Origin of the sequence: Luteibacter sp. RCC_6_2, from assembly GCF_041360655.1 — a bacterium.
Classification (GTDB): Bacteria; Pseudomonadota; Gammaproteobacteria; order Xanthomonadales; family Rhodanobacteraceae; genus Luteibacter.
On record NZ_JBFUPQ010000015.1, the window covers coordinates 80989 to 102399 of the forward strand.

Here is a 21411-nt window from a genome sequence, read left to right on the forward strand (position 1 = left end):
CGAATAGGTACGGCCACGGGGGGCCCGCAGCGATGCGGGCCCTCTTTTTTTGCATGGAGAACGACCGATGTATCAAGGATTCATCCTGGCCGCCTGCCTGTTGTGGTTCGCGCCGCCAGTCGCCGCGGCCGATTGCACGGCCACTCGGCCGTCGACGGTGGACATCATGGACGAGGGCCTGTTGACTCCGTCCGTGCCCATCGAACGACGCAGGAGGCTCTCCGACCGCCTGCTCTGCTCCGCACTCGCGGGTAATGCGGCAAGCCAGGAACTGGCGGGAACGCTCTACTACCAGGGGCAGTCACGAAAGGGAAACGTGCTGACTCGCGACATGTCCAGGGCACGCCATATGCTCACCGCGGCGGCGAACCGGGGGCGCCGTCACGCGATGCACCGGCTCGCGGAGCTGGAACTATCCGACGGGCACCTCTATGAGGCCGCTCTTTGGACCCGCGTCGAATACGTGATGCACGGGCTCCCGCTGCCGCCACTGGCGCAGCTGAATCGCACGATCGAGGCACGGGTATCGCGCGATTCCCGACTGGAGGCGGACGTGCTCTTGAAGGTCGCGGCGATACACGAAGCGATGGAGGCTCCTACGCCTTGACGATCGCCTGTTCGATCGATCCGAAGATGGAAGCGCCCTCGTTGTCGGTAACGTCGATCCGCACCGTGTCGCCGAACGACAGGAAGGGCGTGCTCGCCTTGCCGTCGCGCAGGGTTTCCACGGTCCGCTGCTCGGCGAGGCAGGACGCGCCCTTGGACGTGTCCTGGTTGGCGATCGTGCCCGAGCCCACCAGCGTGCCGGCGGTCAAAGGACGCGTCTTCGCCACATGCGCCACGAGCTCGGCGAAATCGAACTGCATATCCACGCCGCATTCGGCTTCACCGAACCACGCGCCATTGATCCACGTGCGCATCGGCAGGTGCAGTTTGTCGTCCCGCCATGCCTCGCCCAGTTCGTCGGGCGTGACGAATACCGGGGATAGCGCCGAGCGCGGCTTCGACTGGAGGAAGCCGAAACCCTTCGCCAATTCGGCGGGAATCAGCCCGCGCAGCGACACATCGTTGACCAGGCCCACGAGTTGGATATGTCCCGCGGCCTGCGCGGGGGTCACCCCCATGGGCACGTCGTCGGTCACCACCAGCACCTCGGCTTCGAGATCGATACCGAACGCTTCGCTCGACACGACCACCGGGTCGCGCGGGCCGAGGAATCCGGCACTCGTCGCCTGGTACATCAGCGGATCGGTGTAGAACGACTCCGGCACTTCCGCGCCACGCGCCTTGCGCACGCGCTCCACGTGCGGCAGGTAGGCGCTGCCGTCGACGAATTCGTAGGCACGCGGCAAGGGCGCGGCGAGCTTCGCGATGTCGAGGTCGAAAGCACCCTCCGCCTTGCCGGTGTTCAACGCCTCGGAAAGGGCGTTGAGGCGAGGCGCCACCGCGTGCCATTCATCCAGCGCCGCTTGCAGCGTCAGTGCGATGCCCGTGGCCTTCACGGCACGGGTGAGGGACCGATCGACCACGACGAGCGTGCCGTCGCGGCCGCCTTCCTTCAGCGAAGCGAGTTTCATGCTGTTCCTTACAGATCAGGTGGCCGATGGATCGAAGTGTTTCTTCAACCCGCGCCAGCATTCGTAGTAATCGCCTTGCAGCGCCGTCGATTCCAGGGCTTGCCGGCTGGGGCGGATGACCTTGCGCGTTTCGAACATGAAGGCCATGGTGCCAACGATATGGTCCGGACGCGAGGTATCGGCGGCCGAGGCCTTCTCGAAGCTCGCCGCATCGGGGCCATGCCCGCTCATGCAGTTGTGCAGGCTCGCCCCACCCGGCACGAAACCGCCGGCCTTGGCATCGTATGCGCCGTCGATCAATCCCATGAACTCGCTGGCCACGTTACGGTGGAAATACGGCGGCCGGAACGTATGTTCGGCCACGAGCCATCGCGGCGGGAAGATCACGAAATCCATGTTCGCCACGCCCGGCGTGTCGCTGGACGAGGTGAGTACCGTGAAGATCGAGGGGTCCGGGTGGTCCACCGCGATCGAACCGATCGTGTTGAAGCGCCGCAGGTCATATTTGTAAGGGGCGTAGTTGCCGTGCCATGCGACCACGTCCAGCGGCGAATGGCCGATGGAGGCAGCCCACAGGTTTCCCTGGAACTTGGCGACGAGTTCGAACTCGCCATCGATATCCTCGTAGGCCGCCACGGGCGTGAGGAAGTCGCGCGGCTGGGCAAGGCCATTCGCGCCGATCGGACCCAGGTCCGGCAGATGCAGCGGCGTTCCGAAATTCTCCGCCACATAGCCACGCGCTTCGCCATCGGGCAACTCGACGAGGAAGCGAATGCCGCGCGGCACGACCGCGATCTCCAGCGGCTCCACGTCGAGCACGCCGAGTTCCGTGCGAACGCGCAACCTGCCCTGCTGCGGCACGATCAGCAGTTCGCCGTCCGCGTCGTAGAAGTAGCGCCCCTCCATCGACCGGTTGGCGCAATAAAGGTGGATGCCGATGCCAGCCTGCTCCGCCGCCCCGCCGTTGCCACCCATCGTGACCAGGCCGTCGAGGAAATCCGTGGCCTGCGCCGGCATCGGCAGCGGATCCCAACGAAGCTGGTTCGGCGTGGCCGGTGCTTCGTCGAAACGGTTGTGGAACGTCGCGTGCCGCCGTTCCGTGAATGGCGAATGCTGCGCCGCCGGACGGATGCGATACAGCCAGCTGCGCCGGTTGCGATGGCGAGGCGCGGTGAAGGCGCTACCCGAAAGCTGCTCGGCATACAGCCCCTTGGCCACGCGCTGGGGCGAGTTCTGGCCGGAGGGCAACACACCGTCCACGGCTTCGGTGGCGAACTCATTGCCGAAGCCGGTCTGGTAGCCGCGGGTATCGTCGGTGTGGCTCATCGTGGTGGTCCTTATGCGATGACGGCCGGTCCGGCGTCAGAGCACGCCGCGGCGCATCTGGTCGCGTTCGATCGATTCGAACAACGCCTTGAAATTGCCGTTGCCGAAACCTTCGTTGCCCTTGCGCTGGATGATCTCGAAGAAGATCGGCCCGATGGTGTTCTGGGTGAAGATCTGCAGCAGCAACTTCTTCTTGGTCTCGTCGTCAGCGTCGATCAGCAGCTTGTTCTCCTGCAGGCGGGCCACGTCTTCGCCGTGGTCCGGCACGCGCACGTCGATCACTTCGTAGTACGTCTCGGGCGTGTCGAGGAAGGCGACATTCCGTGCGCGCATCGCCTCGACCGACTCATAGATGTTGTCGGTGAACAGCGCGATATGCTGGATGCCTTCGCCGTTGTACTCGCGCAGGTATTCGTTGATCTGCGACTTCTCGTCCGAGGACTCGTTCAACGGAATGCGCACGAGGCCATCCGGCGCGGTCATCGCTTTCGACACGAGGCCGGTCTTCGCGCCCTTGATGTCGAAGTAGCGGATCTCGCGGAAGTTGAACAGGCGCTCGTAGTACTCCGACCACTTCTCCATGTTGCCGAAATGGAGGTTGTGCGTCAGGTGGTCGATGAAGGTGAGGCCGAAACCCTTTGGACGACGATCGACGCCCGGCAGCCACTCGAACTCGGCGTCGTACACCTCGCCCTTGGCGCCATAAGTGTCAATCAAATACAGCGCGGCACCACCGATGCCTTCGATGGTCGGCACCTGCAGGGCCAGCGTCTCCGGCTTGAAGCCGATCTTCGTGGCGCCATTGGACAGCGCCGTGGCCTGCACGTCGGTGGCGGGGCGGTTGAAGCGAATGGCGAAACCGCAGGCGGACGGGCCGTGCTTGGCGACGAAATCCGCGGCGAAGGAGTCCGGCTCCTCGTTCACGAGGAAGTTGCAGTCGCCCTGGCGGTAGAGGGTGATCTTCTTCGTCTTGTGCTTCGCGACCGGCGTGAAGCCGAGCCGGGGAAACAAGGCGTGCAGCAGCCCCGGATCCGGTGCTGCGAATTCCACGAACTCGAAGCCATCGACACCTTGCGGGTTTTCGAAGGTGGTGACTTCCATACCGGTGTTGGGCTGGGCGCTCATTGGGCGATACTCCTGCGACGGGCACGGCTTGCGCCGTATACCGCCACGTTATAGTTTCACTTGTAACCATTTGCAAGGACCAGCGCAGCATGACCTTCGAAACCGTCCCCGCACATGCCCCGTTGGAGCTGGAGCGCTTCCTGCCTTACCGGCTTTCGATCCTGTCGAATACGGTCAGTCAGTCCATCGCGGCGGAATACCAGGACCGATTCGAACTCAGCATGACGGAATGGCGCGTGATGGCGGTCCTGGGGCGCTTCGCGGAGCTCTCGGCTCGCGAGGTCGCCGAACGCACGGCGATGGACAAGGTGGCGGTGAGCCGTGCCGTGGCGCGGCTGGTCGAGGCGGGCCGGGTCGACCGCAGCACCCATGGCGGCGACAAGCGCCGTTCCGTGCTGAAGCTTTCCGAGGCGGGCTGGGCTATCCACGACGAGGTCGCGCCGATGGCCAGGGCGCATGAGCGGGAGCTGCTGGCGAAGCTGGATGAGGGCGAGCGGGTGCAGCTCAACCGGATACTGGATAAGTTGCTGGCGTCCTGAGGCTTATCGCCGCTGAAGCGGCTCCCACAGGGTCCGGCTCCGTAGGCACCGGCCACAGGGTTCGGCTTCTGTGGGCATCGGTTCGCATGTCTATCGCCGACAGGGTCGGCTCCCACCGGCATAGCAAAAGTCCGGCTACCTGGTGGGAGCCGCTTCAGCGGCGATGCTCCTGCTTGGTGGGAGCCGACCCTGTCGGCGATGCTTCACTTCACCCCGTGCATCAACCGGTTGATCAGCGGCGCGATCAGGAGCAGCACGATGCCCGCGCCGATCAGCAGTTCGAAGCTGAAGCTGAAACCGGACAGCGCCGAGGACACGGTCATGCCCGTCTCGCCGCTGATGTGGCCCGCCAGCAGGCCCGACAGGTTGTTGCCGATGGCCGTGGAGAGGAACCAGCCGCCCATCGCGAGGCCGACCACGCGGATCGGCGCCAGCTTGGTCACCATCGACAGGCCGATCGGCGACAGGCAGAGCTCGCCGATGGTCTGCAACACGTAGCACGCCGCCAGCGGCCAGAACGGGATCAGGCCGTTGCCGCCCACGAGGCTCTTCAACGCATACATCAGCACGAAGAAGCCCAGCGCGTTGAAGATGAGGCCCAGCCCGAACTTGCGCGGAATGGACGGCTCCTTGCGCAGGCGCGCCGACCAGCCCCAGGCCAGCGCCACGATCGGCGCGAAGACCAGGATCGCCCCCGAATTCACCGACTGGAACCATCCGGTGGGGAATTCCCAGCCGAACATCTGCCGGTCGACGATGTTCTGGGCGAGGAAGTTGAACGAACTGCCTGCCTGCTCGAAGAACATCCAGAACAGCACGTTGAAGGTAAACAGCAACAACATCGCGATCACGCGATGGATCTGGATGCGGTCGTGGCGCACCGCCTCGATCACCAGCATCACCGCCACCCCGATGAACAGGGCGCCGAGCAACCAGGCGATGAAGATCGCGCCGGCCTTGGCCATCAGCAGGTAGACGAGCGGGATGGCGACCAGGATGCCGACGATCACCGCGACGAGGTTCTTCCCCTCGTGGCGCTCCGGCGGCGGGACACCCACGCCCTTGAGCTGGTGCTTGCCGACGAGGAACCAGATGAAGCAGATCACCATGCCCACGCCGGTGGCGGCGAACACGGCCTTGTAGTTGTCCTGCAGCGGCGTGTCCGTCAGCACGGAAGCGAGCCAGCCCGTGACCAGGGGCGCGAGGAACCCGCCCAGGTTGATGCCCATGTAGAAGATCGTGAAGCCACGATCGCGGCGGTCGTCACCGACCGGGTAGATCTGCCCCACCAGCGAGGAAATGTTCGGCTTGAAGAGCCCGTTGCCCACGATCACCGTGGCCAGGCCGGCGAGGAACACCTGCTGGTTCGGCACCATGACCATGAACAGGCCGGCACCCATCACCGCCGCGCCCACCAGGATGGAACGCTGGTAACCGAGGATGCGGTCGGCCACCCAGCCACCGAAGATCGCCGAGGCATAGACCAGCGCCAGGTAGGCGCCATAGGTCCGGCTGGCATAGCCCTGCCCCGCCTGATCGCCGTGGAAGAACTCGGCGACGATGTACAGGGTGAGGGCCCAGCGCATGCCGTAGAAGGCGAAGCGCTCCCAGAACTCGGTCATGAACAGCATCCACAAGGGACGCGGGTGACCCAGGGTCTGCGGGTAGTCGGGCACGGGCCGGGCGGCGGCTGGGGCGGTCGGTGTCATGGCTTTCCCTGTGGAAGATTCGTGCAGGGTGTTTAGCTGGCCCGGCCCCATGCGTCAAATCCGCCGGGTTTTCAGGTGCCCAGGATCGTGCGCACTTCGATCAGTTCCGGGAAGAAACTCTGCTCCAGGGCCTTGCGCAGGAAGGCTACGCCGGAGGAACCGCCGGTACCGGGTCGGAAGCCGATGATGCGTTCCACGGTCTTCATGTGCCGGAACCGCCAGAGCTGGAACGATTCCTCGATGTCCACCAGTTCCTCGCTGAGATGGTACTCAGGCCAATGGTGGGCGGTGTCCTCGTAGATCCGCTTGAACACGGGCAGCAGCGCGGGCTGGCTTCGCCAGGGCTGGGTCAGGTCGCGCTGGAGCAATTCCACCGGCACCGGATGGCCGCGGCGCGCGAGGTAGCGCAGGAATTCGTCGTAAAGGCCGGGCGCCTCGAAGACCGCGCGCAGGCGTTCGTGCGCCACGGGATCGTGCTCGAACACGCGCAGCATGTCGGCGTGCTTGTTGCCGAGCAGGAACTCCACCATGCGGTATTGCAGCGACTGGAAGCCCGACGAGGGCCCGAGCACGTCGCGGAACTGCAGGTACTCCGCCGGTGTCAGTGTCTCCAGCACCCCCCACTGTTCGTAGAGCTGGCGTTGAATCTGCTTGACCCGCGCAAGGATCTTCAGCGTGCCGTCCACGTCGTCGGCGCGCAGGCGCTCGAGCGCGGCGTCCAGCTCGTGGATCATCAGCTTCAGCCACAGCTCGGAGGTCTGGTGCTGCACGATGAACAGCATCTCGTCGTGATGCGCCGGCTGGCTGCGCGGATGCTGGGCGGTGAGCACCTGGTCGAGCTTCAGGTACTCCGAATAGGTGAGGCTCCCGTCGAGTTCGGTGCGGATTCCGGGTTCGAGGTCGCGCCTGGGATTGGCCATGGGGACGAATTCACAATGAGGGGTTGACAGCCGCCAAACCCGCGCCATGACGCCATCCGTGGCCTCTGACGGGGAAATCCATGCTGCGCCGTGCCTTGCCGCGCCATAATACCCCTGATATCTAGTCCGGCTCGCAAGAACCCAAAAGCCGTGTCGCGCCCCGCTGGATGGGCCTGGCCGCTTCCCCAATCGTGCGTGTCGTTTCTAACCTTCCCCTGGGAGCGAGTCGTGTCCATCGCCGCCAAGTTCGAAATCGAATACCTGCAATACCTTGACCAGGACGGCAAGGAAACCGGAAAGGAACTTCCCGCATTCACCAAGGATCTCGACCACATGGTCGAGCTCTACAAGCTCATGGTCTCCACCCGCGTGTTCGACGCCAAGTCGATCGCCTTGCAGCGTACCGGCAAGCTGGGCACCTATGCCTCGTGCCTGGGCCACGAGGCCGCGCATGTCGGCATCGGCAGCGCGATGCGCCGCGAAGACTCCCTGGCGGTGTCCTATCGCGAGTACGGCGCCCAGCTGTACCGCGGCGTGAAACCGCGCGAGGTCTACACCTACTGGGGCGGCGACGAGCGTGGCAACGACTACGCCGATGCCCCCGCGCACGACTTCGCCTGGTGCGTGCCCATCGGCACGCAGTGCCTGCATGCCGCCGGTTCGGCGCTGGCCTTCAAGATTCGCAAGGAACCGCGGGTCGCCGTCTGCACCATCGGTGATGGCGGCTCGTCCAAGGGCGATTTCTACGGCGCCATCAACGTCGCCGGCGCGCAGGAGCTGCCGCTGGTGGCCGTGATCGTGAACAACCAGTGGGCGATCTCGGTGCCCCGCCGCATCCAGACCGGCGCCGGCACGCTCGCGCAGAAGGGCATCGCCGCCGGCCTGCCCTGCATCCAGGTCGACGGCAACGACATCATCGCCGTTCGCGCCGCGATGGAGATCGCACTGGAGCGCGCCCGCTCCGGCCAGGGCGCCTCGGTGATCGAGGCGGTCACCTACCGCCTCGGCGACCACACCACGGCCGACGACGCCCGCCGCTACCGCGGCGAGCAGGAAGTGAAGGACGCCTGGGAACGCGATCCTGTGCCGCGCCTGCGCAAGTGGCTCGAAGGCAAGGGCAAGTGGGACGACGCGAAGGAAGAGGCCTGGAAGGCCGAGTGCGACGACTGGATGGACAACGAAGTGAACGCGTACCTGGAAACGAAGAACCAGCCGGCCACGGCGATGTTCGACTACCTGTACGCCGAGCTCCCGGCCGACCTCGAAGCACAGCGCGAGCTCGTCGCTTCCCTCGATCGCAAGTCGTAAGGAATTTCGTCCCATGGCACAAATCACTCTTATCGAAGCGGTGACCCAGGCGCTCGCCTATGAGATGCGCAACGACGACAGCGTCGTGGTGCTCGGCGAAGACGTCGGCGTCAACGGTGGCGTGTTCCGCGCCACGCAGGGCCTGCAGGAACAGTTCGGCGAGATGCGCGTCATCGACACGCCGCTGGACGAAGGCACCATCGCCGGCCTCACCGTCGGCCTTGCCGCGCAGGGCATGAAGCCGGTGGCCGAAGCCCAGTTCGAAGGCTTCATCTACCCGATGATGGAACACATCGCCTGCCATGCCGCGCGCATGCGCAACCGCACCCGTGGCCGCATGACCGTTCCCGCCGTATGGCGCGCCCCCTGGGGTGGCGGCATCCGTGCGCCCGAGCATCATTCGGAAGCCAACGAGCACCTGTTCACGAACATCCCGGGCCTGCGCGTGGTGATGCCGTCGTCGCCGGCGCGTGCCTATGGCCTGCTGCTCGCCGCCATCCGCGATCCGGACCCGGTGATCTTCTTCGAGCCCAAGCGCATCTATCGCCAGTACAAGGAAGAGGTGCCCGACGACGGCGAGGCGCTGCCGCTCGACGTCTGCTTCGTCCTGCGCGACGGTACCGACGTGACCCTGGTGACCTGGGGCGCGCAGGTGAAGGAATGCCTCGAGGCCGCCGACGAGCTGGCCCAGAAGGGCATCAGCGCCGAGGTGATCGACGTCGCCACGCTCACGCCGCTCGATTTCGACACCATCGCCGAATCGGTGACCAAGACCGGCCGCTGCGTGATCGTGCACGAAGCCCCGAAGACCGCCGGCTTCGGCGCGGAGATCGCCGCCCGCCTCGCCGAGGAATGCCTCTACAGCCTGCTCGCGCCGGTGGAACGCGTCACCGGTTTCGATACCCACATCCCGCTGTTCCGCCTGGAAATGAAGTACCTGCCCAGTGTGGAACGCATCGTCGAAGCCGCCCAGCGCACGCTGGCCGCCTCCTGAGGAACCGATAGAAATGGCCGATATCAAGACCTTTTTCCTGCCGGACCTCGGCGAGGGCCTTCCCGACGCGACCGTCGTGGAATGGCACGTCAAGGAAGGCGACACGATCAAGCTCGACGCACCGCTGGTGTCGATGGAAACCGCCAAGGCCGTCGTCGACGTGCCTTCGCCTTACTCCGGCACCGTGAAGAAGCTGCACGGCGCACCGGGCGACATCATCGAGACCGGCGCCTCGCTGGCCGACTTCGAGATCGACCCGAACGCGCGCCAGCGGGCCGAGGCCGAATCCACCGGCCATCACCACGGCCCGAAGAAGGGCGTGGGCAGCCCCGCCCCGGACGACGCCTCCAAGGTGGTCGCTTCCGATGACGGCGGCGAGATCGACTCGGGTGACGGCAAGGCCGATCGCGAAGACGAAGGCACCGTCGTCGGCGCCATGGTCAGCGGCAACGCCGTGCACACCGAGCAGGTGAGCAGCGCCGGTGGCGTGAAGGCCGTGCCGGCCGTGCGTGCCGCCGCGAAGAAGCTGAAGGTCGACCTCACCCGCGTGCAGCCCACGGGCGCCGGCGGCGTGATCACCATGGGCGACGTGAAGAACGCCGCCGCCAACGGTAGCGCCGCGTTGGGTGCCGCTCCGGCCCGTCCGGCCGCCGCCCAGCACCTCGCCCCCACCCTCCCCGAGCCGGGCCCGGCGCCGCAGCAGCGCACCGCCGTGTCGCTCGCCGGCAAGGCCGTCCGCACCGCGCCTCCGGGCAAGGAAGCGATGGGCCAGCCGGAGCAGTTGAAGGGCGTCCGCCGCAACATGGCGCGCGTGATGGCCGAGGCACATGCCAACGTCGTCCCGACCACCATCGTCGACGATGCCGACCTGCATGCCTGGATCGGCAAGCAGGACATCACGGCGCGTCTCATCCGCGCGATCGTGGTGGCGTGCAAGACCGTACCCGCGCTCAATGCCTGGTTCGACGGCAAGAACCTCAGCCGCACCCTGCATCCGCACGTGGACATCGGCATCGCCGTGGACACCGAGGACGGCCTGTTCGTGCCCGCGCTTCGCAATGCCGACGTGCTCGACGGTGCCGGCATCCGCGCCGCGATCAAGCGCCTGCGCAGCTCGGTGGAAGACCGCAGCATCCCGGCCTCTGAGCTGTCCGGTTACACCATCAGCCTGTCGAACTTCGGCATGTTCGCTGGCCGCTACGCCACCCCGGTGGTCGTGCCGCCGACGGTGGCGATCGTCGGCGCCGGCAAGCTCAGCCATGACGTGGTCGCGGTGATGGGCGGCATCGAGGTACACCGCCGCATGCCGCTGTCGCTCACCTTCGACCACCGCGCCGCCACGGGCGGGGAAGCCGCGCGCTTCCTGAAGGCCATGATCGACGACCTGGGGCTGCCCAACTAAGCCGGCTCCCCTCCTGAAGGCGGCTCCCACCGGCCCATGCCTCGTGTGGGAGCCGCTTCAGCGGCGATAGCGGTACCGCGATGGTACCCTTGGCGCCATGCTCAACAACGACACCCTCCGCAGCATCCGCTACATGCTCGACCTCGGCGACGTCCACGTCGTCGAGATCATGAAGCTCAGCGGATTTCCCGCCACCCGTGAACAGGTCGAACCCTGGCTGCGCAAGGAGGACGAGCCCGACTTCGCGGAAATGCCCGACACCGCGCTGGCGCACTTCCTCGATGGCCTCATCATCCATCGTCGCGGACGTGACGAAAGCCAGCCGCCGCGACCGGTCGAAAACCGCGTCAACAACAACGTGGTGCTGAAGAAGCTGCGCGTCGCCTTCGAACTGAAGGAAGACGACATCCTGGCCATCATGACCGAGGCGGGATTCCGCGTGTCCCGAGGCGAGATCAATGCCCTCTTCCGCCAGCCCAAGCACACCAACTTCCGCCTCTGCGGCGATCAGTTCCTGCGCAATTTCCTGAAAGGCCTGACGGCCCGCCTGCGCGGGCAGTAAGCACCGCGTCGACGCCGGGATCACGTCGTCTCGTTGTTCGCGGTGATAGCGTCGGCCTCCCCTTCCGTGGAGGCCCGATCATGCATCACAGCAGGCTTTGCACCCTCGTCCTCGACTGCCACGATGGCGATCTCGCCGCCGCTTCCGAGTTCTGGAGCCGCGCACTCGGCAAGCCCATCGAGACCACCGATGACGACGGCGATGGCAAGTACGCGGTGCTCAAGATGGAAAAGGACGAACTGCGCGTCCTGTTGCAACGCGTCGACCATCACAGCCACGTGCACCTGGACATCGAAACGGACGACCTCGAAGCCGAAGCCCGGCGGTTGGAGGCCCTGGGCGCGAAACGGATCGGCTTCGTGAAGCGCTGGTGGGTGATGGAAGCCCCGACAGGACACCGCTTCTGCATCGTCCCGAGACAAGGCGACGACTTCGGCCCCCACCTCAATCAATGGGACAACTAACCGCTAGCCCGGTGGGAGCCGCTGCCTGATGGAATCCACAGCCCGCAGGACCCGCGGCCCGGTGGGAGCCGACCTTGTCGGCGATCCTACGGAGCGCGCCTCTTCCAGACCACCTGGCGAATAACCAGCGCGACCACCAACACGCCCACGAACGCCCCGTACCCATACAGCGCCGGCACCACCTGCTGCCAAATGGCCCCGCTCTTGGGCCCGAACTGATCCGCCGCTGGAAGTTCGACGGCATCGAACGCGATCACGGCCGCCTGAATCGCCGCGACCGTCGCCGCCAACAACGCCAGCACGTCGAAACCGCGCCGCGTCATGTTCGTCAGCAGCGACTTCGGATAGGCCCAATACGCCCACCCCAGCACGACCAGCCATGGCGCGAGCAGCATGATCGCGAGGTAGCGCATGCGTCAGGCCCCCTGCCGGGCGGCGTTCGCCTTGGCTGCCGCCTCTTCGGCGGTCGCGGCGGCCAGCACGTCCAACGCCGTGCGTAGACGCAGCACGCCCGCGGCCCGCGCCACTTCATCGGGGTAAGACGCACCGTTGGCCACGACCTTGCCATCCACCAGCAGCGCGACATGATCGCCTTGCGACTCGATGGTGGCGTGCGCGCCACCCATCGTGGAAAGCGCCTGGCGCAGCGTTCCTGCCGCCTTCGGATCCGAGAACGGCGCCGACAGCAACAGTTCTTCACCGTCCGCGGCGAACAGACGGAAGCGGAAGCTGCCGTCGGTGTCGCGGAAGCTGGCGAAGCGAGGCGGCTTCGATTTCTGCTCGACCGGCGCGCTTGCCGGTTCCTCGGGAGACTTCAGCTTGTGCCGCGCGCTGCGCAAGCCCACGGCATCGCGCAGCGTATCCAACAGCGGTGCGGCGATCGCGCGCGCTTTCACGGCACCGGCAAGAAGAATGTCTTCCATATCGTCCGGGCGCGCCATCAGCGCATCGTAGCGCTCGCGCATCGGCGCCACCTCGGCCTCGATCCGCTCGAACAGCACCTGCTTCGCCTCTCCCCAACCGATACCGTTGTGCAGGGCATCGGCGAACGCCGTCGTTTCCGCGGGCGATGCGAATGCCTGGAAGATGGTGAAAAGGGCCGAGTCTTCGGTGTCCTTGGGTTCACCCGGCGCACGCGAGTCGGTGACGATCTTCATGATCGCCTCGCGCAGGCCCTTGGGACCACCTTCGAACAACGGAATCGTGTTGTCGTAGCTCTTGGACATCTTGCGGCCGTCGAGCCCGGGCAGCGTCGCCACCTGTTCCTCGATCAAGGCCTCGGGCATCACGAAGAACTCGCGTCCGTAGGTATGGTTGAAACGCTGGGCGATATCGCGGGCCATCTCGATATGCTGGATCTGGTCGCGGCCTACCGGCACCTTGTTCGCGTTGAAGGCGAGGATATCAGCGGCCATCAGCACCGGGTACATGTAGAGGCCCGCGGTGACGCCGGCATCCGCGTCTTCCTGGGTTTCGATGTTGCGGTCCACGGCCGCCTTGTAGGCGTGCGCGCGGTTGAGCAGGCCCTTGGATGTCACGCAGGTGAGCAGCCACATGAGCTCGGGCACTTCGGGAATGTCCGACTGCCGGTAGAACGTGGCGACGTTCGGGTCCAGCCCGGCGGCCAGGAAGGTCGCGGTGATCTTCAGCCGCGAGGCCTCGACGCGATCCGGATCGTCGCTCTTGATCAGGGCGTGGTAGTCGGCCATGAAGTAGAACGCATCGACCTCGGGATCGCGACTGGCCAGGACGGCCGGCCGGATGGCGCCGACGTAGTTGCCGAGGTGCGGCGTGCCGGTGGTGGTGATGCCGGTGAGGACGCGGGTATGCATGGGGACCTGGGAGCCTGGACGGACGGTAACCGCTCGAGTGTAGCCCGCGTGACGGTTCCGAGGCGACCCGGTTGTGCGGCAGGTTGCCGCGCTGCGCGCGTATCGCCGACAGGGTCGGCTACCACCAGAGCCCCCTCCGGGCCCGGCCATCAGCGGAACGGCTGGAAGCCGCCCCTGTCGGCCAGACTCCAGCGGAAGGGATAGGAATCGGCCCTGTCGCCAGCTCCAACGGAAGAGGTGGGAGCCGACTTTGTCGGCGATGCGAGCCGCCGCGGTCCATCAGGCCCCTCGACCCACCAGCCCAGCAACTCATCAAAGCATCACCGCATCAACGTCGACTTGCCAAACAACGACTCCACCAGGTCCACCGCCAGCTTCGCCGTCTGGTTCCGCTTATCGAACGCCGGGTTCAACTCCACGATATCCAGCGAGCCGACCCGGCCGGTATCCGCGATCATCTCCATGCACAGCTGGGCCTCGCGATAGTTCGGCCCGCCGCGCACGGTCGTGCCGACACCCGGCGCGATCGACGGGTCCAGGAAATCCACGTCGAAGCTGATGTGCAGGTGCGTGTCCTCGTCCACTCCCGCCAGCGCCTCTTCCATGGCCGCCTTGATGCCGATCTCATCGATGTAGCGCATGTCGTAGATATCGATGCCCACCTCGTGGACGAAGCGCTTCTCGCCCTCGTCCACGGAGCGGATGCCGATCTGGCGGAACACGCCGGGCGTGGTCGCCGGCACGGTGCCGCCGATCTCCGTGAGCGCATCGGGGCCGTACCCGCACAGGCACGCCACCGGCATGCCGTGGATGTTGCCGGACGGCGTGATCTGGCTGGTATTGAAATCCGCATGCGCGTCGAGCCACAACACCCGGAGCTTCTTGCCGTTCTCACGGCAATACCGCGACACGGCGGAGATCGAGCCGATGGCGAGGCAGTGGTCACCGCCGAGCATCACGGGCAGGTGACCGGCGTTCAATTCGGTATAGATGGCCTCATGCACCGCCGTGTTCCAGGCGACGACCGCCTCGAGGTGGCGGTAACCGTCCGTGGGCGGCAGCCAGGGGTTGAGCGGTCCGGAAAGATTGCCGCGATCCACGACGTGCATGCCGCGCTTCGCGAGCCGCTCGCCGAGACGGGCGACACGCAGGGCTTCCGGGCCCATGGAACTGCCACGGTGACCGGCACCGATGTCGGTGGGGACGCCGATCAAGGCGACCGAACGGGTGGTTGGACTCATGACGGGGGACTCAGGGTGAGGGATGTTCTTGGACGAGCGGCCGTCCTTCGGCACGCCAGGCATCGGCACTGCCCTCGAGCAGTTGCACGTGGGTGTATCCCAGCGCCTGGAGGGTGTCGCGGGCGCGGGCGGCGCGCTTGCCGGTCTTGCAATAGACGACGAGCTCGCGGTCGTGTGGGATGCCCAGCACCCCGTGGCGCGCGGCGACCTCGTCGACGGGCACGTTCAGTGCGCCAGCGAGGTGCCCTTCGCGGTATTCCGCAGGCGTGCGCACATCGAGAAGCAGCGGCGTCTCGTGCGCCGCCATCCGTGCGGCGAGCGCATCTCGGGACAGGTCTTGCGCCCAACCGGCGGCGGGAAGCAGGAAAACGGCAAGCAACGACACGCGGAAGCTGGTCATTCCGCAAGTTTACACCGGACCTTGCAACAGCCACGTTGCAGCGCGTCAGGATGAAAAAAAGGGCACCATAGGCATACACCTCGAGCGAAGCGCCGCGATGATTCGACTGGACGATGTGCAGATCTTCGTGCATACCGCCGATGCCGGCAGCTTTTCGGCAGCCGCCCGCCTGCTCGACAGCACGCCCGCCATGGCCAGCAACGCCGTCCAGCGATTGGAGCGGGAACTCGGCACGCGGTTGTTCGTGCGCTCGACGCGCAGCATGCGGCTCTCGGACGACGGCGAGCGCTACCTGCCCCACGCCAGGGCGATGCTCCAGTCCCTTGCCGGTGGCACCCAGGCGCTGGCCGAGGCCCGCGGTGAGATCGCGGGGCCGCTTCGCCTCTCTGTGCCTTCCGATCTCGGCCGCAACGTGCTGCTGCCGTGGCTCGATGCCTTCCAGGCCAATCACCCGGGTGTTTCACTGCAATTGCGGGTCAGCGACCGCGCCGCCGACCTGCACCGTCATCCCATCGACGCGGCCATTCGCTACGGCACGCTCGACGATTCCGGCCTGGTCGCGCAGTCGTTGGCGCCCGACAACCGCCGCGTCCTCTGCGCTTCGCCGGATTACATCGCGCGCCACGGGGCACCACGGCAACCCGACGACCTGCGCGAGCACAACTGCCTCTGCTTCGTCTGGGGGGAACAGGTACACGACCGCTGGATCTTCGACCTGCCGCGCGGGCCGCACACGGTAAAGGTCACCGGAAACCGCATCAGTGACGATGCGGAGGTCACCCGCCGATGGGGCCTGGCCGGTCATGGCATCGTCTACAAGTCGCACATCGACGTCGTCGCCGATCTCGCCGCCGGACGGCTCATCGACCTGATGCCGGGCATCGGCGAACGTGCGCCGCTGAATCTTGTCAGCGCGCATCGCTCGCAGCTCACGCCGGCGGTGCAGCGGCTCAGGGATTTCCTGCGTGTGCGGCTGGGCGAGTTGCTCGGTTAGTCCGGGGTCTTACGCGCCACGCGTGATCCGACACGCAAGCTCCCATCGTCATCCACCGTCACGGCATAGCCTGTCTCCGGTGCGACGAATGCCTGGGCGGATGTCGGCACCAAGCCGGTCCGTCCGATATCCGACAGATCCAGGAACCACCGTGCCCCTTCGCGAATCAGCGACAGGTCGCGGTCCCCTCGCGAGTCGGCATCGTCGAACCGGTAGTGCCCGACGTAACGGGCCATCACGTTTTCATCGAGCTTGACGCGTGTCACGGCCCGTGGCGTGAAGTCGGGCCAGCCATAGGCGGCAGCGACGGCCTTGGTGAACTCGCCAGCCAGGTAGGAACCGTTATCGCCATCGGTCAAGACGACCACCCCGTTTCCGCTCTCCAGGAACATGACGTAGCTGCTCTTGAAGCCAAGGTTGCCGCCGGAATGCATGAATCGCCGGTGTTCACCTTCGCCGCTGATGAATACTCCCAGCCCGTACTTGTTCATCCCCGGTGCGAGCATGGTTCTCGCCGCTTCGGCGGGCAGGAAGGAAGGCTGCCCCTCCTCGGCGTCGCGTACCCCGATCAGCCAGCGCGCGAGGTCATCCGGCGTGGTCCAGAGTCCCGCGGCGGCGAGTTCGGGATAGGTATTGGCACCGCCGGGTACCGGCTTGCCGTCCGCGGCATGGCCTGAGGCATGAGGTATCGATGCCGGCAACGGCTGAGCGAAGGTGCTGTCGCGCATGCCGGCCGGCATGAGCACCTCACGTTGCATCAGGTCGGCGAACGAAGCGCCCGCGCAATGGCTCACGGCAATCTGGGCCACCGTGTACCCGCCGCCCGAATAGGCATACATGCTCCCGGGAGTCGTGGCGATCACGACGGCAGGCGAATTCGCCGATGCTTCGCCGCGTACGACCTGCTCCGGTGTCGGCACCGATTTGCCGGGCGCATAACCGTCGAAACCGTTCACCGTCGCGCCGGACGTGTGTTGAAGAAGGTTGCGCAGCGTCACGGGATGCTCCGCGTCCTGCTTTCCCGGAGGCAGGGTCAGCGGGGCCAGGCAGGCGTCCACGGGGGCGTCCAGTTCGATCGTCCTGCGCGCGGCCAGGATGGCGGCGAGACTGCCGGTCACGCCTTTGCTCAGCGACGCTGCCTGGAAGCGCTCGTTCGTCGCAGGAAGGCGGACGCTCCCATCGATCCCATAAGTGGCGGACCAGACAACGCGCCCACCTTCGATGACAGCGACCGCCACGGTCGGGACGTGATAGCGCCGCATCCGTTCGTAAACGTTCCACAGGATGGCTGGCTCACCGGCCACTTCCACGCGGGGCCGAAGACCGTGTTCCACGGCCTGTCGGCGGGAGTCGTCGCGCACTTCGTTCCCTGCGCAACCGATGAGCGTTCCGAGCAGCGCGACGCTTGCCGTTGCCTTGAGCCCTGTCAATGCAAATCCCACGTTTCCTTCCCCGTCGCCATGCGGTGCGCACGAACGGGATAGATGCCTATGAGGATGGGAAGGTTTAGCCCGGCGAAGGCGGTCGATATCGCATCAGCGATGTCCGCATTGTCCGCGTTTTTGTGTCCGCGGACGTTCCGAGGAGACCACGCGAGGTGGCCAGTCGCCACCGCGCGGCGCCTTCGGGCTTGGCACACCCATTGCTGTCCTCCATGCATCGCAAGGACCTGCCGCGTGATCACTCCCTCGGACCTCAGACAAGGAATCCACCCTTTCACCCGCCTACCCTGGCGGGTGCAGATGTTCGTCGTGTTCTATCTCAGGGCCAACGGCTATGCCTGTACGGAAGAAGAACGCGAACTGGCCGCGGCGCTGCTCGAACAGCGCATCACCCATGGCCCGGTGGACCACCGTGTACTGTCGATCGTGCTCGATCGGCAATTCCCCCGCGAGCGCAAGGGCGGTGCTTCATAGATTCACTAGGCGGTATGTCGTGTGACCGCATTCGATACGGACGTGTCCTCGACAGGCAGGCGCCTGAATGTCAGGACGTGCATGGTGTAATTCCTGCAACTGACCTCGCGCCCCCACCACAACGTTCTCTCGAAACAGAACACCGCCACGACGGTCAGCCACGGTGCGATAGTCCAGCCCGTCGAGAACGCGATGGCCGCGACGATCGTCATGCCGATGAAGGCCGTATATGCCACCTGGTGCAGGAAGACGTCTCGTTCCTGCTCCCTTCTCAGGTGGTCGTAGATCTCGCTCGCCGAGCCATAGAAGGTGGTGAGGTCTGTGTGTGCAAGGCTTTTCATGTCCTGGTCCCCCGGTACGACTGGCTCGGTCGAGCATCCCCGGGGACGGACTTTGAGGGGGAATAGTCACCCATGCAACTACCCCTGCCGGCATGGTGCAATGCGGCGATGGCCTGGGCGGATGGGGCGACAAGGTGAAGGTAGGCTGTAGGCGATCTCCTACAGACAGTTAGGCGCTCCCGGCGCAAAATGCGCGCGAACTGACTGGACATTCGCCATGCGCTTCCTTTGCCTGCTTAGCCTCGCCTGTGCCGCCCTCTCTGGTTGTGCCAGCACCCAGCCGCACTGGAGGACCGACGAGGGCTCTGTCGGCCCCGTCACGCCGACCGCACAATGCTCGTCCAGCGGTGGGAACGCCGGTCCGTGTGCTGCAACGATCGCCGTGAACGCGGTCATTCATGGCGTCCAGAAATAGCCCGCATGAACATCGACCGCTCCGAAGGCTGGGACGCCATCGCCGAGCAGTTCATGGCCCTCCGCTCCGACATTGGCGCAGCGCTCGTACGCTCCTGGGCACGAGATCATCTGCCGCCGTCGAGTTCGATCGTCGATGTCGGTTGCGGCTCGGGAGTACCGGTCGCGCAAGCTCTCATCGAGGACGGTTTCACCGTCTTCGGGATCGACGCCTCGCCGACTCTGATCGCCGCGCTCAGGCGCCTCGTTCCCGAAACGCAAACCGCGTGCGAGGCTGCGCAGGACAGCGCGTTCTTCCACCGGACCTTTGCCGGGGCCGTTTCCATCGGCTTGCTGTTTCTTCTCTCCGCGGACGACCAGCAGAAGGTTCTGCGCGGGGTCGCGAACGCGCTGGTACCGGGCGGGCGATTTCTCTTCAGCGCACCGCGCGAAGCCTGCGAGTGGCGGGACAGGCAGACGGGCCGGTCGTCACGCTCGCTTGGTCAGCAAGCGTACGAACGGCACCTGGAAGCAACGGGATTACGCCTGATCGGCTGTCGCCTCGATGAGGGCGAAAACAATTACTTCGAAGCCATCAAGCCGTCCGTGGGCTAGATTTTGGCTGAATTTCTGGTGCCGACACCCGGCACCGTAAATCGCCTTAAAACCCTTTCCCCCCAACGGATGTAGGCAACGCCGATCATATCGTACTCACGTCCGTACCCGCTTCATGAGCGGGCGATTGATCTGAAGCTATGCCGAGGTAGGTTGTGACGACCTTCCTTGTCATATCCATTACGGTCTCTCGCGTCATGGCCCCCGCCTTTAGGTGGTTTCCGTGCCTTACAGGATCGGCATCGTCCTTGATCTTCATGAGATCGTCCTTCGTGCAGCCTGCTTGGCGTCGGAATTCCTCCCACTGACGGCCTTCGGATTTGCCAGCCATCCCCGAGTTCTCAATGGAGTGCTGGTTCAGTGACTCAATGGCGCGGTAGCAATAGAAGGCTGCATCGCTCGGGTGCTGCAGTGCCATTGAAAGATCACTTAGGCACCGAGTGATAAACGCCCCTAGCCTTCCCGTGGCCATATTCCTAATATGGCCGAAAATGTCGGGCCGCCCTGCACTCAACTCGATGCCCCTGCCGTCGCCGGGAGCGGCGTAGACGTAGTTGATTCCTTGCCCGACGTGGAAGGCCTGGGTGATCTCGATCGTGAATGCATAGCCACAAAGGAAGCTAGCGATCGCTACCTGACCGTCAATGGCGCCCCATGCATATTGCTTCAGGTGCTCGAGATCGCGAGGTGCATCCGTATACAGGTGGACCACGATGCGCCCATTTATGACGGACGCGAGCATCACGATAGGCGCCTCTGAGAGGCTATCAGCCCCTCGGAAGGAGAATTCCGGAATATTCAGCAAGGCACGCTCGGGATGCGCGGTTCCAAGGAGCACATATGGCTCGGGATTAAGCGAGTAGGTTTGGATCCATCCCTTGATCTTGTTCCGGCGCTCTTCGAATTCATTCACTAGGGTCCATCCTTTTTTTGATTTATTAGCCCGAAGACGTTGGCGCGCAATGGCTTTAGATTAACCCCTGTGCGAACCCCTAATCAAAGAGGGGATTTTTCCCTCCGTGAGAGGGCGGTCGATTTCCGAGCTCGATGCACGCAGACCTTTTTTGCGCACCCGCCCCTCGGCCGGAATGGCGCATGCGGCCCAAAGCCCAGTGGCGGCCGGGCGTGGAGGGGGTCGTCCCGCGAATTGTGGATGCGCGGATTTTAGGGAACGGTCGGTCTAGGATCGGCGCCCGAAGACTTTCGACTGCCCCACCGGTGATCTCAACCGATCGATGCAACACCGTAGTCTGATCAAGACGGAGGTGGGCATCATGAGCAGAGCAGTCAGGCTTTGGCGTCATTTGTCGACGGCGGACCGTGAACGGATCTGGGCGGACTGGCGGGCTGGTGTGTCGCCCGCGGCCATCGGCCGGTCGCTGGATCGGCACCCTGAGACGATTCACTACGTGTTGAAGAAGCACGGCGGATTCGCCCCACCGCCTCGGAAGCGGGCGGCCCAGGCGCTTCAGTTGGCGGATCGCGAAGAGATTTCCCGCGGCTTGTGTCAGGGCCATTCCCTGCGCCGGATCGCCCAGAGCCTCGGGCGAGCCCCCTCCAGCATCAGCCGTGAGGTGAGAGGTAACGGAGGCCGTGAGGCCTATCGCGCGGCGAACGCCGACCAGCGAGCCTGGGCGCAGGCCAAACGACCCAAGGCGTGCCTGCTGGCCCGCCAGGGCGCCCTTCGTCGCGTGGTCGCCCACAAGCTGGCCCATCGCTGGGCACCCCAGCAGATCAGCGGATGGCTTGCCCG

23 protein-coding genes are annotated in these 21411 nt (G+C 65.2%); 11 read left to right on the forward strand and 12 right to left on the reverse strand.

The genetic code is table 11. The annotated features are described in order from the left end of the window. The first annotated feature begins 67 nt into the window (after positions 1 to 67). Positions 68 to 607, forward strand: coding sequence for a hypothetical protein (locus AB6730_RS15960; protein ID WP_371024597.1), 540 nt, complete (start codon positions 68 to 70; stop codon positions 605 to 607). Here AB6730_RS15960 and AB6730_RS15965 read toward each other — a convergent pair. From AB6730_RS15965 to hppD, 3 genes are read right to left on the reverse strand one after another with little or no spacing between them, the layout of a single operon-like run. Beyond that, complete coding sequence (locus AB6730_RS15965) at positions 597 to 1577, reverse strand: fumarylacetoacetate hydrolase family protein (RefSeq protein ID WP_371024598.1); 981 nt, start codon at positions 1575 to 1577, stop codon at positions 597 to 599. The genes AB6730_RS15960 and AB6730_RS15965 overlap by 11 nt on opposite strands. Positions 1578 to 1592: 15 nt before the next feature. Next, positions 1593 to 2903, reverse strand: a complete 1311-nt coding sequence (gene hmgA / locus AB6730_RS15970; protein WP_371024599.1) for a homogentisate 1,2-dioxygenase — start codon at positions 2901 to 2903, stop codon at positions 1593 to 1595. A gap of 36 nt (positions 2904 to 2939) precedes the next feature. After that, positions 2940 to 4004, reverse strand: a complete 1065-nt coding sequence (gene hppD, locus AB6730_RS15975) for a 4-hydroxyphenylpyruvate dioxygenase (protein ID WP_371024622.1) — start codon at positions 4002 to 4004, stop codon at positions 2940 to 2942. Between the two features lie 113 nt (positions 4005 to 4117). Here hppD and AB6730_RS15980 point away from each other — a divergent pair, with 113 nt between their 5' ends. After that, positions 4118 to 4567, forward strand: a complete 450-nt coding sequence (locus AB6730_RS15980) for a MarR family winged helix-turn-helix transcriptional regulator (RefSeq protein ID WP_371024600.1) — start codon at positions 4118 to 4120, stop codon at positions 4565 to 4567. A gap of 203 nt (positions 4568 to 4770) precedes the next feature. On the opposite strand, the gene AB6730_RS15985 is transcribed toward AB6730_RS15980, so the two are convergent. Both AB6730_RS15985 and AB6730_RS15990 read right to left on the reverse strand, forming a co-directional pair. Continuing rightward, entirely contained in the window at positions 4771 to 6276 is a 1506-nt protein-coding gene (locus AB6730_RS15985; protein ID WP_371024601.1) for a peptide MFS transporter, read from the reverse strand. A 71-nt stretch (positions 6277 to 6347) separates the two neighbouring features. Continuing rightward, complete coding sequence (locus tag AB6730_RS15990; protein WP_371024602.1) at positions 6348 to 7196, reverse strand: tryptophan 2,3-dioxygenase; 849 nt, start codon at positions 7194 to 7196, stop codon at positions 6348 to 6350. A 228-nt stretch (positions 7197 to 7424) separates the two neighbouring features. On the opposite strand from AB6730_RS15990, the gene pdhA reads away from it, so the two are divergent. The 5 genes from pdhA to AB6730_RS16015 all read left to right on the forward strand — a co-directional run bounded on the left by pdhA (position 7425) and on the right by AB6730_RS16015 (position 11926). After that, positions 7425 to 8504, forward strand: a complete 1080-nt coding sequence (pdhA, locus tag AB6730_RS15995) for a pyruvate dehydrogenase (acetyl-transferring) E1 component subunit alpha (RefSeq protein ID WP_371024603.1) — start codon at positions 7425 to 7427, stop codon at positions 8502 to 8504. 13 nt (positions 8505 to 8517) lie between these two features. After that, the gene (locus AB6730_RS16000; protein WP_371024604.1) at positions 8518 to 9498 is read left to right on the forward strand and encodes an alpha-ketoacid dehydrogenase subunit beta; all 981 of its coding nucleotides are present in this window, start codon (positions 8518 to 8520) and stop codon (positions 9496 to 9498) included. 13 nt (positions 9499 to 9511) lie between these two features. Continuing rightward, positions 9512 to 10900 (forward strand): dihydrolipoamide acetyltransferase family protein, encoded by a 1389-nt coding sequence (locus AB6730_RS16005; protein WP_371024605.1) that lies wholly within the window; start codon positions 9512 to 9514, stop codon positions 10898 to 10900. 97 nt (positions 10901 to 10997) lie between these two features. Beyond that, positions 10998 to 11462: a DUF1456 family protein gene (locus AB6730_RS16010; protein WP_371024606.1), complete on the forward strand. Its 465-nt coding sequence runs from the start codon at positions 10998 to 11000 to the stop codon at positions 11460 to 11462. Between the two features lie 80 nt (positions 11463 to 11542). Continuing rightward, a complete protein-coding gene (locus tag AB6730_RS16015) occupies positions 11543 to 11926 on the forward strand; it encodes a VOC family protein (protein ID WP_371024607.1) in 384 nt (127 codons plus the stop codon). Positions 11927 to 12012: 86 nt separating this feature from the next. On the opposite strand, the gene AB6730_RS16020 is transcribed toward AB6730_RS16015, so the two are convergent. The 4 genes from AB6730_RS16020 to AB6730_RS16035 all read right to left on the reverse strand — a co-directional run bounded on the left by AB6730_RS16020 (position 12013) and on the right by AB6730_RS16035 (position 15399). After that, on the reverse strand, positions 12013 to 12339 hold the full coding sequence (locus AB6730_RS16020; RefSeq protein WP_371024608.1) for a hypothetical protein: 327 nt from the start codon (positions 12337 to 12339) through the stop codon (positions 12013 to 12015). 3 nt (positions 12340 to 12342) lie between these two features. After that, positions 12343 to 13758 (reverse strand): tryptophan--tRNA ligase, encoded by a 1416-nt coding sequence (locus AB6730_RS16025; protein ID WP_371024609.1) that lies wholly within the window; start codon positions 13756 to 13758, stop codon positions 12343 to 12345. A 320-nt stretch (positions 13759 to 14078) separates the two neighbouring features. Then, positions 14079 to 14999, reverse strand: coding sequence for an arginase (rocF, locus tag AB6730_RS16030; protein WP_371024610.1), 921 nt, complete (start codon positions 14997 to 14999; stop codon positions 14079 to 14081). A gap of 10 nt (positions 15000 to 15009) precedes the next feature. Then, positions 15010 to 15399, reverse strand: a complete 390-nt coding sequence (locus AB6730_RS16035) for a rhodanese-like domain-containing protein (RefSeq protein ID WP_371024611.1) — start codon at positions 15397 to 15399, stop codon at positions 15010 to 15012. A 97-nt stretch (positions 15400 to 15496) separates the two neighbouring features. On the opposite strand from AB6730_RS16035, the gene AB6730_RS16040 reads away from it, so the two are divergent. Continuing rightward, positions 15497 to 16393, forward strand: a complete 897-nt coding sequence (locus AB6730_RS16040; protein WP_371024612.1) for a LysR family transcriptional regulator — start codon at positions 15497 to 15499, stop codon at positions 16391 to 16393. Here AB6730_RS16040 and AB6730_RS16045 read toward each other — a convergent pair. Beyond that, the gene (locus AB6730_RS16045; protein ID WP_371024613.1) at positions 16390 to 17754 is read right to left on the reverse strand and encodes a serine hydrolase domain-containing protein; all 1365 of its coding nucleotides are present in this window, start codon (positions 17752 to 17754) and stop codon (positions 16390 to 16392) included. The genes AB6730_RS16040 and AB6730_RS16045 overlap by 4 nt on opposite strands. A 315-nt stretch (positions 17755 to 18069) precedes the next feature. Between AB6730_RS16045 and AB6730_RS16050 the strand changes: the two genes are divergently transcribed. Continuing rightward, the gene (locus AB6730_RS16050; RefSeq protein WP_371024614.1) at positions 18070 to 18309 is read left to right on the forward strand and encodes a hypothetical protein; all 240 of its coding nucleotides are present in this window, start codon (positions 18070 to 18072) and stop codon (positions 18307 to 18309) included. A gap of 5 nt (positions 18310 to 18314) precedes the next feature. On the opposite strand, the gene AB6730_RS16055 is transcribed toward AB6730_RS16050, so the two are convergent. Further along, positions 18315 to 18650 carry a hypothetical protein gene (locus AB6730_RS16055; protein WP_371024615.1) on the reverse strand — a complete coding sequence of 112 codons (336 nt, stop codon included), beginning with the start codon at positions 18648 to 18650 and terminating at the stop codon, positions 18315 to 18317. Positions 18651 to 19070: 420 nt separating this feature from the next. Here AB6730_RS16055 and AB6730_RS16060 point away from each other — a divergent pair, with 420 nt between their 5' ends. Next, the gene (locus AB6730_RS16060) at positions 19071 to 19658 is read left to right on the forward strand and encodes a class I SAM-dependent methyltransferase (protein WP_371024616.1); all 588 of its coding nucleotides are present in this window, start codon (positions 19071 to 19073) and stop codon (positions 19656 to 19658) included. An 85-nt stretch (positions 19659 to 19743) separates the two neighbouring features. Here AB6730_RS16060 and AB6730_RS16065 read toward each other — a convergent pair whose 3' ends face one another. Further along, entirely contained in the window at positions 19744 to 20571 is an 828-nt protein-coding gene (locus AB6730_RS16065) for a hypothetical protein (RefSeq protein WP_371024617.1), read from the reverse strand. A gap of 361 nt (positions 20572 to 20932) precedes the next feature. Here AB6730_RS16065 and AB6730_RS16070 point away from each other — a divergent pair. Beyond that, positions 20933 to 21411: helix-turn-helix domain-containing protein (locus AB6730_RS16070; protein ID WP_371024618.1), on the forward strand; the 479-nt coding region annotated here is incomplete at its 3' end.